We start from the raw sequence: 12,501 nt of genomic DNA on the forward strand, positions 1-12,501 counted from the left end.
AACGGGACTTGCCGAACCAAGTGTCGGATCGATGCGATCTCGAACGGTATGTTTGCCCAATGACCACCTCCGCTGGCCGTTCGGCTGATGCCAGAAGAGCCCGTCGTGGTCCCGGTCAGTGGCTGCTGGGTGTGCTGCTGCTGTTCGCGCTCGGTTCCAGCGTCTTCATGATCATCACCTCCGAGATGAGCATCGCCGGGTCACTCGCGGTGATCACCGCGCTCTGGGCGGCCGTCATCGGCGCCATTCTGGTGACCAAGTACCGCAGGCAGGCCGATTCGTCCGAGGCGAAGGCCCGAGATCTGCGATTGGTGTACGAGCTGCAGCTCGAACGCGAGATCACCGCTCGGCGGCAATACGAACTCGGCGTCGAGTCGCAGATCCGCAAGGAGGTCGGTGCCGAGTCCGGCGAGGAGTTGCGGGCACTCAAATCCGAACTCGCGTCGCTACGGGCGAGCCTGGAGCAGCTGCTCGGTGAGTTGCCCGACGAACGGATCGCGTTGGTACGCGAACGTCTGCCCGAACTCGAGCACCGCTCGCGGCACACGGGCTTCGGTGTCGACGAGTCACGCTTCGGGGGCGATCGGCCGAGCGGGTTCGCGTACTCCGAGCCTTCGTTCGGGAGTGCGCCGCTGGTTCCGGACGACGGTGCGGTCGCTGAACGCGACTTCGCCTCCACGGCGCCGCCGTCAGATCAGTCCGAGCGCGGTGACCGGAACGATATGACCGAGGTCATCCCGGTGGTCACCGACGACGACCCGTTGCCGGCCGAGGCCGCGGATCCCCCCGCTCCCCAGCCATACGATCCGCCTTTCGTTCCCGAGGCCTACGGCTCAGAACCCGAGGTACCTCAGCCGCTCGACCCCGAGCTGGTCGAAGACGGTGCTGCGCAACCCGAACCCCTTCGGGTCCCCGTTGCCGGTGCAGACGAGGCAGCTGCAGGCTCGGCGGCAGGACGTCACTCCGGTGGCACTCGCCACCGTGCCCAGACGCCCACCGATGGAGAGGCTCCCGGCGACGAGCAGCCGGTACCGGCGTTCGTGGACGAGACCCCGACCGATGAGTGGGAGGTCGCTGCGCCTCCCGAAGGCGGCATACCCGACGCGCTTCTCGCCGACGACGCCGACGGCGTTCCCGAACTACCCGGAGCTCACGCGTCCGGACGCTCGGTGTCCGAACTCTTGACGGGATTCGAGTCCTCGACTCCCGGCGGTGGTCGCCGCCGTCGTCGCGACTGACGGACCCGGCTGGGCCCAGAAGAAGACCTGAGGCGGGTGAGCCCGGTCACAGGTATTGGCGGTTCGGCTCGTACTGGTTCTATTCTCGCTGCGGAACGTCTGGTACCCGCGGCTGAGCCAACAGCGGGACTGGAACGAATGGAGGACGACGGTGACCTCGACGGGGATTACCAATTGGCCCGCGCCTGCCCGCCTGACGGTGGGCATCGTGTCTGCGGGCCGAGTGGGGACCACGATCGGTCAGGCACTCGAGCGTGCAGACCACGTGGTCGGCGCCGTCTGGGCCGGATCGGCCGCATCTCGCGACCGCGCGCGGCGTCGACTCCCGGAGTCACAGATACTCCAGCCCGCCGAGGTCGCGGCACGCTGTGAGCTGTTGATCCTCGCCGTCCCCGATGACCGATTGGTGACGGTGATCGCAGAACTCGCCGCGTCCGGATCGGTGCGGCCGGGCACGATCGTCGCCCACACCGCAGGAGCACTCGGCGTCCGCGTCCTCGATCCGTTGACCGACCTGGGGGCCTTGCCGCTGGCTCTGCATCCGGCGATGACGTTCATCGGCTCAGAAGAAGACACCGATCGCCTGCGTACCTGCTGCTTCGGCATCACCGCCGCCGACGATGTCGGGCTCGCCATCGGACAGTCCCTGGTGCTGGAGATGGGGGCAGAACCGGTTCACATCCGCGAGAGCGACCGGACGCTCTATCACGCCGCCGTCGCGCACGGCGCGAATCACCTGGTGGCGCTGGTCAGCGATGCTGCAGCGGCTTTGCGCACGGTGCTGGTCGGGCAGGATGTCAGCGCGGAACGGATCCTCGGGCCGATTCTCGTCGCAGCGCTCGACAACACACTGCGGTCGGGTCCGAAAGCCCTCACGGGCCCGGTGATGCGCGGCGACACCGCGGCGGTCGCGCGGCATCTGGCAGCCCTGTCGGCCACCGATGAGGGCATCGCGCAGGGATACCGGGCCATGGCCCGCCGCGCGGCCTCGTACACCGACCCACCTGCAGACATGATCGAACTGCTCGCAGGTGATCAGTCATGAGCGGCAAGATCGATACCAGGAGTGACGTGACCGGATCAGGAGCGATGTGACCGCCGAAAAGCCCTACACTGCAGGTCAACTGACGGTCCACCGCGACCCTGCGGTGCTGAACAAGGTCAGCCGGGCGCTGCGTTCGACCGGCAAGCGTGTGGTGTTGGTGCCGACGATGGGCGCACTGCACGACGGGCACCTCGAACTCGTCAGGGCAGCCAAAGGGAAGGGCGACGCGGTCGTCATCGTCTCGATCTTCGTCAATCCGCTGCAGTTCGGTGCCGGCGAAGACCTCGACGCCTACCCGCGCACGTTCAAGAAAGACTGTGACCTGTTGCGCAGGGCCGGCGTCGAACTCGTCTTCGCTCCAGGGGTCTCCGACATGTATCCGACCGGTCCGCGAACCACCGTGCATCCCGGCCCGCTCGGGAGTGAACTCGAAGGCGGTTCCCGGCCAACCCATTTCGCCGGAATGCTCACGGTGGTACTCAAACTCCTGAACATCGCAGCACCGATGGCGGCGTACTTCGGAGAGAAGGACTACCAGCAGCTGGTCCTGATCCGGCAGATGGTCAGCGATCTGAACCTGGACGTGCAGATCGTCGGAGTGCCGACGGTGCGGGAATCGGACGGCCTCGCGATGTCCTCACGCAACCGCTACCTCGACCCCACGCAGCGTGAGCTGGCGACCTCCCTGTCCGCGGCCCTGGTGGCGGGGGCCTACTCGGCCGCCGGCGGTGAAGCAGCCATCCTGGACACCGCACGATCGGTGCTGGCCCACCACCCGGAGATCGAGGTCGACTATCTCGAACTACGGGGGACGGGTCTGCAACCTCCACCCGAACGTGGCGACGGCAGGCTGCTGGTCGCCGCCAGAATCGGCTCCGCCCGGCTAATCGACAACGTCGGCGTGGCCATCGGCACCGGGTTTCTTGAAAGAGGAGAGAACACACCATGATTCGCACCATGATGACGTCGAAGATCCACCGCGCAACCGTGACCCAGGCGGACCTGCACTACGTCGGTTCCGTCACGGTCGACACCGACCTCCTCGATGCGGCAGGCCTCATCGAGGGGGAGCAGGTCTCGATCGTCGACATCACGAACGGCGCCCGGCTCGAGACCTACGTGATCGCCGGTCCACGCGGCTCCGGTGTCATCGGGATCAACGGTGCGGCAGCGCATCTGGTGCACCCGGGCGATCTGGTGATCCTGATCGCGTACGGCGGCCTGAACGAAGAAGAGGTGCAGCAGTATCGGCCCCGGGTCGTGTTCGTCGACGAGCAGAACCGGATCGTCGAGCTCGGCGCCGACCCCGCCCACGCGCCCGCCGGCACTGATCTGCGGGACCCGAGGGAGCTGCTCTCGGGCAGCACGGCCTGACATGCTGCTCGCGCTGGATGTGGGGAACACCAACATCCACCTCGGCGTCTATGCCGGCCAGGGCGCCCACGCGCGGCTGGTCCGGGATTGGCGCATGCGCACCGAACCGAGGATGACCGCTGACGAGCTGGCGCTCAACATTCGCGGCCTGCTGGGCTCCGACATCGATCAGGTGACCGCGGTAGTCGGTCTGTCGACGGTGCCGTCGCTCCTTCGGGAGATGCGAGTGATGGTGGGCAAGTACTACGGACCCGGACCTCACGTCCTGCTCGAACCAGGTGTGCGGACCGGGGTTCCGCTGCTCGTCGACAACCCCAAAGAAGTAGGCACCGACCGGGTCGCGAATGCGCTGGCGGCCTATACGGCCTACCAGCGCGGGTGCATCGTGGTGGACTTCGGTACCACGACGCTGGTGGACGTGGTCTCGGCCAAGGGGGAGTTCCTCGGAGGCGCGATCGCTCCCGGCATCGACCTCGCCGTGGAGGCGCTGGCCGCACGAACGGTCACGCTGCGCACGGTCGAGCTGCTGCCCCCGCGCAGCGTCGTCGGCAAGAACACCGTCGAAGCTCTGCAGTCGGGCATCTTGTACGGTTTCGCGGGCCAGGTCGACGGCCTCGTGTCGCGGGTGCGACGCGAGGTTCCCGGTTTCGACGGAGACGCGATCGCCGTCATCGCGACCGGTTACCTGGCGCCACTGGTCTTCGACGAATGCACGAGTCTGCAGCACCACGAGCCGACCCTGACCCTGGACGGGTTGCGCTTGGTCTATGAGCGCCAGCGGGATGCCCGTACCCGATCGCGGCCGCAGCTCTGAGCGAGCTCCGCGAAGATCCTCGGCGGTGCACTGGTGCGTGCGGGCCGGCTATGGCAGAATCTGCTCCGTGATGAACCGGAGCTGTCAGGAGTGTTGTCGGGGCTGAATGCCTCTCGATGACCCCTGTGCCCGATCTCGGCGGCCGCCGGCCGCTGATCACATCTGAAAGTTCTCCCGATGTCAGTGCTCACCGCACCCTTGTCAGACGTCCACCCTCACATCGACGCACCCAGTCGTCCCGCCGAGCCGATGACCGCCCGGGCTTCCGCGCCGTTGTCCATCTCCGCCGATCAGTTCGGGCCCGCCCTGCGCAGCGGCGCAACGGCGATCGACATCCGTAGCCAGACCGATCGGGATCTGGACGGAATCTTGTTGGGCGCGTTGGCGATTCCGGCCGAAGTCGTGCTCGCGCGGCTCGTACCCGGCACCGCTGCGTCGCTGTCGAGCGCTGATCTCGGGCGACGATGGGTGTTGGTGGGCCGCGACGGTCACGACGCCGAGATGCTGACCTGGCGACTGCAGGCGCTAGGTGTCACCGGCGCGCGGTTCGTCGCAGGCGGACAGCAACTGTTGTCTCGCTCGGGTACTCGCGGACCGCTCGGCGCGCATACCGCCCGCGACCTGGAGACCTACTCGGCACACTGACGCGGGCGGCACGGATCGCTGCGCGGCTCGATGAATTCGGCAGTGTTCTTCGCGGCCGATAGGGTCGCCTGTGTGAATGAAGTCCGTGGCCGAGGCCGAAATACCCCAGATGTCGACACCGCTGCGCAAGCACCGGAAGCAGATCAGACCCCGGAACAGCTCCGTATCCGCCGAGCCAAGCGTGAAAAAATCCTCACCGAGGGCGGCGAGGCGTATCCGGTGTCTGTGCCACGGACACATTCCCTTGCCGAGGTGCGCGCGAAGTATCCCGACCTCGAGGTGGACACCCAGACCGGCGACATCGTCGGGGTGGCCGGTCGCGTCATCTTCGTCCGTAACACCGGCAAGCTCTGTTTTGCCACTCTGCAAGAAGGTGACGGCACCCAACTGCAGGCGATGATCAGCCTCAATGGTGTCGGCGAGGACTTGCTGGCCGCCTGGAAGGCCGACGTCGACCTCGGTGATTTCGTCTTCGTCCACGGTGAGGTCATCAGCTCACGACGCGGCGAGCTCAGTGTGCTCGCCGACACCTGGCAGATGGCGTCCAAGGCCCTGCGCCCACTTCCGGTGGCCCACAAGGACATGAGTGAAGAGGCACGGGTCCGGCAGCGGTACCTCGACCTGATCATCCGGCCGCAGGCGCGCGAGACGGCCCGCATGAGGGTCGCGGTGATGCGGGAACTGCGCGCCGCACTGGAACGACGTGGCTTCCTCGAGATCGAGACCCCGATGCTCCAGACTCTGCATGGCGGCGCGGCGGCACGACCGTTCGTCACCCATTCGAATGCCTTCGACATCGACCTCTATCTGCGCATCGCCCCCGAGCTCTTCCTGAAGCGGGCCGTGGTCGGCGGCATCGAGCGGGTCTTCGAGATCAACCGTAATTTCCGCAACGAGGGCGCCGACTCGACGCATTCTCCGGAGTTCGCGATGCTCGAGACCTATCAGGCCTACGGCACGTACGACGATTCTGCGCAGATGACGCGGGAGGTCATCCAAGAGGTCGCGATGGGTGCACTCGGCACGCTCACCCCGGAGATGGCGGACGGCACCACCTACGATCTCGGTGGTCAGTGGCGGTCGGTGGAGATGTATCCGTCGTTGTCGCAGGCGGTCGACGAGGAGGTCACCCCGCGGACGTCTGTGGAGCGACTGCTCGAGATCAGCGACCGAGTGGGACTCGAGATCCCCCCGAACAAGGGATACGGCCACGGCAAGCTGGTCGAAGAGCTGTGGGAGCACACTGTCGGCGAGGAGCTGTCGGGGCCGGTGTTCGTGCGGGACTTCCCGATCGAGACCTCTCCGCTGGTGCGTGAGCACCGCACCATCGAAGGTGTGACCGAGAAGTGGGACCTGTATATGCGGGGCTTCGAATTGGCAACAGGGTATTCAGAATTGATCGACCCGGTCATTCAGCGTGAGCGGTTCGTCGACCAGGCGCGCCTTGCTCGAGCGGGGGATGATGAGGCAATGGTTCTCGATGAGGACTTTCTTGCCGCCATGGAGCAGGGTATGCCGCCGACCACCGGTACGGGAATGGGCATTGATCGACTACTGATGGCGCTTACCGGACTCGGCATTCGGGAAACGATCCTCTTTCCACTTGTGAAGCCGCAGCAATGACTTAAACAAGACATTTCTTCACTATTAGCGCGGATGGTTCATTCGCGCTATGCTGGCGGCCGATAGGCGGCCACTATGAATATGCGTGTTCGTGTTGGTGCCGGATCTATCAATGAAAGTCTCGGAGCCATCACGAATGGAGCACAATGGCTAAGAAAGTTACGGTCACGCTGGTCGATGATGTCGACGACAGCAAGACGGCGGATGAGACCGTGGAGTTCGGCGTCGATGGCGTCACCTACGAGATTGACCTGTCTTCCAAGAACGCGGACAAGCTGCGCGATGACGTCGCGAAATGGGCTGAGCACGCCCGTCGTGTGAGTGGTCGCAAGCGTGCCAAGGGCCTCACGACCAAGGCCTCGGTGGATCGTGAGCAGACCGCGGCAATTCGTGATTGGGCGCGTCGCAGCGGCCATCAGGTGTCCTCACGTGGACGTATTGCCGCAGGCATCGTGGACGCCTACAACGAGGCGCACTGACCCTGGTTTCTGACCACGGATGTAGTCTGAATAGACGAGCGACCCGAGTTATCGGGTCGCTCGTTTTTTCTTGCCCGCGGCGATCGGATCAATTGTGGATCGGGCGAAACCTCAAACAATCGGAAATAATTCTGACCGTCGCGATCATTTGTGAACCTGTATGACAAGAATTGATTCCGACTCCTTTATGAAAGCTCCCGTTTCAAGATCTTGCCTGCCGCATTGCGGGGGAACTCTTCGATGAAGACAACCGATCGGGGAATCTTGAAGTTCGCCAGTTTCTCGCGAGCGTGAGATATGACGGAAGCCTCATCTATCGACGCCCCGGCCGCCGTCGTGATGTATGCCCGTCCCACTTCGCCAAGTCGATCGTCGGGGACGCCGATTACCGCGACTTCGGTCACGCCATTGATTCGTGAGAGAACCTGCTCGATCTCGGCGGGATAGACGTTGAATCCGCCGCAGATGTACATGTCTTTGAGACGATCTGTGATCGTGAGGTTCCCTTTTGCATCAATTGTTCCGATATCGCCGGTGTGCAGCCAGCCGTCTGCATCGATGGCCTCCGCGGTCGCCTGGGGGTCGTCGAGGTATCCGGCCATGACCATTTTCCCGCGAGCCAGTACCTCGCCGGCGTCGGACAGCTTGAACTCCATACCTGCGAACGCCCGGCCGCAGGTGTGCGCGACGGTCTCGTTGTCGTCGTCGGGGGTGCAGGTGGACACGAAGCCGCTCGTCTCGGTCAATCCGTAGGCGGTCACCACCGTCTCGATGCCCAGGTCGTTCTGCATCCGCTCGACCAGCACCACCGGGACGATGGCTGCGCCGGTGACGGCAAGGCGCAGCGATGACAGGTCGTGATTTTCTCGTCCGGGGGCGTCGAGGATCGTCTGGAAGATCGTGGGAGCACCCGGGAACACGGTGACCGCTCTGGTTTCGATGAGCCGCATGGCCTCCGTCGGGGAGTACACCGCGAGCGGAACCATGGTCGTGCCCATCAGGGTGCACGGGAGGATGCCCGCCTTGTAGCCAAAGGTGTGGAAGTAGGGGTTCGCCATCAGGTAGGTGTCCTGCGGCCCCAGGCGACCGTTCTGGGCCCAGGCCCGTGCGCCGGCGATGGTCTGCTGGTGCTCGGCCAGAGCGCCCTTCGACTTGCCGGTGGTACCGGAGGTGAACAGCACGTCGGAGATGTCGGTCGGCGCGACGGCGGCGGCCCGGGTTCGTGCCTCGGTGGTGTCGTGATCGACGACGGAAGCGAGGAAGTCGGTCCAGTCCACGCCGATGGTGTCGCGCTGGTCGTCGGCCTCGAGGCGGATCCTGACGGCCACCGACAGGTTCGTCTGGGTGTCGAGGTCGCCGGCGGCCTCGGCCAGGCGGGCCAGCCGATCGGTGCCCAGGAACATGCCCGCGACCACCAGGGCCCGTGCGCTGGTGCGCTGGATGATCTCGAGCGCCTCCGTTGCGGTGTAGCGGGTGTTGAGTGGGACCAGAGTTGCACCTGCGACGTGGACGCCGAGTGCCGCGATCGGCCAGTGGTAGCTGTTCGGCGCCCAGATCGCGACGCGGTCCCCGGCGTTGATCCCCTGCTCGATGAGCGCCGTCGCGAAGGCGTCGACCGCAGTCTGCAGTTCCGACCAGGTCAGTTGGACCGGCTCGCCCCACTGGTCGTCGATGATCGCCGGCTGATCGGGCCACAGCCGGGCCGCGCGTTGCAGCGCCTGGGTGGTGGTGGCGACGTCCTCGAGGTCGACGACGTTGCCTGCCGGACGATCTGGTGTCACGCACATGAATTCCTCCCGGTGTTCACACCTGTTCGAATATGCTGCTCCCGTCGTGGTGAACGCGGGTGCCGAAGCAAAAACCTAGCACTTGCTTGGGTGGTCTGACCGAGCAAGTGCTTGGTCGGTTATGGTGGTCGTCATGACGGCGATCAACCTCGCTGACCGAGGCGTGGACCTGGCGCAATGGGATGGAACGACGGCAGACTTCGCCGATTCCGTCCGGACGTGGCTGGACCAACATCTGTCGGGAGAATTCGAGAATCTCAAGTCCCGCGGCGGCCCGGGTAGCGAGCACGAGTTCTTCGCCCGCCGGTTGGAGTGGGACAGACTGCTGGCCCGGGCGGGCTGGACATGTCTCGGCTGGCCGACGGAGTACGGCGGTCGCGGGGCCACCATCGAACAGCGGATCCTGTTCCATCAGGAGTACGCGCGGTCCGGGGCGCCGGCCCGGGTCAGTCACGTCGGCGAAGAGCTCCTCGGGCCGACCCTGATCGCGTTCGGTACAGACGAGCAGAAACGCCGGTTTCTGCCCGGCATCAGAGATGTCGACGAACTCTGGGCGCAGGGATACTCCGAGCCGGGAGCCGGCTCCGATCTCGCCAACATCTCGACGACTGCGCGCCTCGACGGCGACACGTGGGTCATCAACGGACAGAAGGTCTGGACCTCGCTGGCCCATGTGGCGCAGTGGGCCTTCGTCTTGTGCCGTACCGAACCGGGGTCGAGCCGGCACAAAGGGCTCAGCTTCCTGCTCGTACCGCTGGATCAGCCGGGCGTGACGGTCCGCCCGATCCAGCAGCTCACCGGGACGTCCGAGTTCAACGAGGTCTTCTTCGACGACGCCACCACCGAGGCATCGCTCGTGGTCGGCGAGCCGGGCGAGGGCTGGAAGGTGGCCATGGGGCTGCTGCAGTTCGAGCGTGGTGTCTCCACCCTCGGCCAGCAGGTCGGATTCTCGCGCGAGTTGGATCACGTCGTCGAGATGGCCAAGGCGAACGGCACCGCGAGCGAGCCCGTCATCCGGGAACGGATCGCGAGGGCGTCACTGGAGCTGCGGGTGATGCGCGCGCATGCCCAGCGGACATTGGCGATCGTGGACACCGGCGGGTCCGGTGGCGAGGCGTCGGTTGCGAAGTTGCTGTGGGCCAATTGGCATCGGGACCTCGGAGAGCTGGCGATGGCGGTGCAGGGTGCGCCGTCGCTGATCGCACCGGAGGCCACCAGCGAGGGTGCCGCGAACGACATCTTCGATCCGGAGCACCTCGAGTTGGACTTCTGGCAGAGGCTGTTCCTTTTCACCCGCGCAGACACCATTTATGGCGGATCCAACGAAGTGCAACGCAACATCATCGCCGAGCGAGTGCTCGGACTACCTCGAGAGGCACGATAGTGACCGCAGAACAGACCGTGCCCACGCAGGGCCGCAGGAGCCCGCTGGCCGAGGTACCGGAAGAGATCGCCGGACACGGACTGCTGGCCGGGCGCAAGGTCGTCGTCACCGCGGCAGCCGGCACCGGAATCGGATTCGCCTCGGCGCGAAGGGCTTTGCTCGAGGGCGCGGACGTGCTCGTCAGCGACTGGCACGAGCGGCGATTGGGTGAGACCGCCGACAAACTGCATGCCGAGTTCGGCGACCAGGTGGTGGCCCAGGCGGTGTGCAACGTCCAGCAGACCTCTGAGGTGAACGAGCTGATCACCTCGGCGGCAGAGCAACTCGGGCGCATCGACATCCTGATCAACAACGCCGGTCTCGGTGGCGAGACCCCGGTGGTGGACATGGACGACGACGAGTGGGACCGCGTCATCGACATCACCCTCAACGGGACCTTCCGTGCGACCAGGGCCGCGTTGCGCTACTTCCGCGACGCCCCGCACGGTGGTGTCATCGTGAACAACGCCTCGGTACTCGGTTGGCGCGCCCAGCACAGTCAATCCCACTACGCCGCAGCGAAGGCCGGGGTGATGGCGCTGACCAGGTGCGCTGCCATCGAAGCCGCCGAGTACGGGGTACGCATCAACGCCGTGGCGCCGTCGATCGCGCGGCACCCGTTCCTCGCGAAGGTGACCAGCGAAGAACTACTCGCCGACCTCGCCTCACGTGAGGCTTACGGCCGCGCCGCCGAGGTGTGGGAGATCGCGGCCACCATCGCCATGCTCGCCAGCGACTACACCACCTACCTGACCGGCGAGGTCGTCTCGATCTCCAGTCAGCGCGCTTGAACACTCGCCAGATCTTCCAGTAGACAGTCAATCTTTCCCAGATAGTTCGAGGAGCACAGCATGTCTCAGCCTCAGGCGTACATCGTCGAAGCACTGCGGACCCCGGTGGGCAAACGGAACGGGTCCCTGGCCGGGGTTCATCCGGCGGACCTGGGGGCCCACGTCATCAAGGCCGTGATCGAGCGGACCGGCATCGATCCGGTGGTCGTCGACGACGTGATCTTCGGATGCGTCGACACCATCGGCGCTCAGGCCGGCAACATCGCCCGCACCGCCTGGCTCACCGCGGGCCTGCCGCTGGACATCCCGGGTACCACGGTCGATCGCCAATGCGGATCGTCCCAGCAGGCAATTCATTTCGCGGCCCAGGCCGTGATGAGTGGTACCCAGGACGTCGTGATCGCGGGTGGTCTGCAGAACATGAGCGCCATCCCCATCTCGGCGGCGATGCTCGCGGGCCGCGAGTTCGGCTACACCACCCCGACGGCCGAGTCCCCGGGCTGGACCGAGCGTTTCGGTGATGCAGAGATCTCGCAGTTCGTCGGAGCCGACATGATGGCCAAGAAGTGGGACATCAGCCGGCTCGACATGGAGCAGTGGGCCCTGCAGTCCCACCAGCGCGCCCGCCGCGCGATCGACGAGGGTCGTTTCGCCGCGGAGACCGTCCCGCTGGGTGATTGTGTCGTCGACGAATGCCCGCGTGAGACAACGCTGGAGAAGATGGCCGGACTCAAGGTGCTGGCCGAGGGGTCGCAGCTGACCGCTGCGGTCGCATCGCAGATCTGTGACGGTGCGTCGGCGACCTTGGTGGTCTCCGAAGCCGCGCTCAAGACATACGGACTGACCCCGCGGGCCCGGATCCACCACATCTCGGTGCGCGGCGACGATCCCGTGATGATGCTGTCGGCACCGATCCCGGCGACCAAGTACGCCTTGGAGAAGACAGGCCTCAGTATCGACGACATCGACGTCGTCGAGATCAATGAAGCCTTCGCACCCGTGGTCCTGGCCTGGCTGAAAGAGACCGGCGCAGATCCGGCGCGGGTCAATCCGAACGGCGGCGGCATCGCGCTCGGACATCCACTCGGGGCGACCGGCGCCAAACTGTTCGCGACTCTGTTGCACGAACTCGAGCGCACCGGTGGTCGCTACGGCCTGCAGACGATGTGTGAGGGCGGTGGCACCGCCAACGTCACGATCATCGAGCGCCTCTAGCCTTTCCCGAAATTGGGGCCTTTTGGCGACCAAAAGCCCAAGTGGGCTCCGCCAAAAGGCCCCATGA

At 65.4% G+C, this 12,501-nt stretch carries 12 protein-coding genes; 11 read left to right on the top strand and 1 reads right to left on the bottom strand.

Annotated elements, in window-relative coordinates:
• The first annotated feature begins 59 nt into the window (after positions 1-59).
• From DFR67_RS03255 to DFR67_RS03290, 8 genes are all read left to right on the top strand, one after another.
• Positions 60-1,238, top strand: coding sequence for a DUF6779 domain-containing protein (locus DFR67_RS03255; RefSeq protein ID WP_110468001.1), 1,179 nt, complete (start codon positions 60-62; stop codon positions 1,236-1,238).
• Between the two features lie 151 nt (positions 1,239-1,389).
• On the top strand, positions 1,390-2,283 hold the full coding sequence (locus DFR67_RS03260; RefSeq protein ID WP_110468300.1) for a Rossmann-like and DUF2520 domain-containing protein: 894 nt from the start codon (positions 1,390-1,392) through the stop codon (positions 2,281-2,283).
• A 46-nt stretch (positions 2,284-2,329) separates the two neighbouring features.
• Entirely contained in the window at positions 2,330-3,232 is a 903-nt protein-coding gene (gene panC, locus DFR67_RS03265) for a pantoate--beta-alanine ligase (RefSeq protein ID WP_245937697.1), read from the top strand.
• Positions 3,229-3,657 carry an aspartate 1-decarboxylase gene (gene panD, locus DFR67_RS03270; RefSeq protein WP_110468003.1) on the top strand — a complete coding sequence of 143 codons (429 nt, stop codon included), beginning with the start codon at positions 3,229-3,231 and terminating at the stop codon, positions 3,655-3,657. The genes panC and panD overlap by 4 nt, the downstream gene beginning before the upstream one ends.
• Before the next feature lies 1 nt (position 3,658).
• On the top strand, positions 3,659-4,471 hold the full coding sequence (locus DFR67_RS03275) for a type III pantothenate kinase (RefSeq protein ID WP_110468004.1): 813 nt from the start codon (positions 3,659-3,661) through the stop codon (positions 4,469-4,471).
• Between the two features lie 177 nt (positions 4,472-4,648).
• Positions 4,649-5,116, top strand: coding sequence for a hypothetical protein (locus DFR67_RS03280; protein ID WP_245937698.1), 468 nt, complete (start codon positions 4,649-4,651; stop codon positions 5,114-5,116).
• A 165-nt stretch (positions 5,117-5,281) separates the two neighbouring features.
• Positions 5,282-6,739 (top strand): lysine--tRNA ligase, encoded by a 1,458-nt coding sequence (gene lysS, locus DFR67_RS03285; RefSeq protein WP_245937731.1) that lies wholly within the window; start codon positions 5,282-5,284, stop codon positions 6,737-6,739.
• A gap of 146 nt (positions 6,740-6,885) precedes the next feature.
• Positions 6,886-7,218: a histone-like nucleoid-structuring protein Lsr2 gene (locus tag DFR67_RS03290; RefSeq protein WP_110468006.1), complete on the top strand. Its 333-nt coding sequence runs from the start codon at positions 6,886-6,888 to the stop codon at positions 7,216-7,218.
• Positions 7,219-7,403: 185 nt separating this feature from the next.
• On the opposite strand, the gene DFR67_RS03295 is transcribed toward DFR67_RS03290, so the two are convergent.
• Entirely contained in the window at positions 7,404-8,999 is a 1,596-nt protein-coding gene (locus tag DFR67_RS03295; RefSeq protein WP_245937699.1) for a FadD3 family acyl-CoA ligase, read from the bottom strand.
• Positions 9,000-9,138: 139 nt separating this feature from the next.
• Here DFR67_RS03295 and DFR67_RS03300 point away from each other — a divergent pair, with 139 nt between their 5' ends.
• The 3 genes from DFR67_RS03300 to DFR67_RS03310 are packed head-to-tail and all read left to right on the top strand — an operon-like array spanning position 9,139 to position 12,434.
• The gene (locus DFR67_RS03300; RefSeq protein ID WP_110468302.1) at positions 9,139-10,389 is read left to right on the top strand and encodes an acyl-CoA dehydrogenase family protein; all 1,251 of its coding nucleotides are present in this window, start codon (positions 9,139-9,141) and stop codon (positions 10,387-10,389) included.
• The gene (locus DFR67_RS03305) at positions 10,389-11,219 is read left to right on the top strand and encodes an SDR family oxidoreductase (RefSeq protein ID WP_110468008.1); all 831 of its coding nucleotides are present in this window, start codon (positions 10,389-10,391) and stop codon (positions 11,217-11,219) included. The genes DFR67_RS03300 and DFR67_RS03305 overlap by 1 nt, the downstream gene beginning before the upstream one ends.
• Positions 11,220-11,279: 60 nt before the next feature.
• Positions 11,280-12,434, top strand: a complete 1,155-nt coding sequence (locus tag DFR67_RS03310) for an acetyl-CoA C-acetyltransferase (protein ID WP_110468009.1) — start codon at positions 11,280-11,282, stop codon at positions 12,432-12,434.
• Positions 12,435-12,501 lie beyond the last annotated feature (67 nt).

The organism is Williamsia limnetica, from assembly GCF_003217475.1.
Taxonomy (GTDB): Bacteria; Actinomycetota; Actinomycetes; order Mycobacteriales; family Mycobacteriaceae; genus Williamsia; species Williamsia limnetica.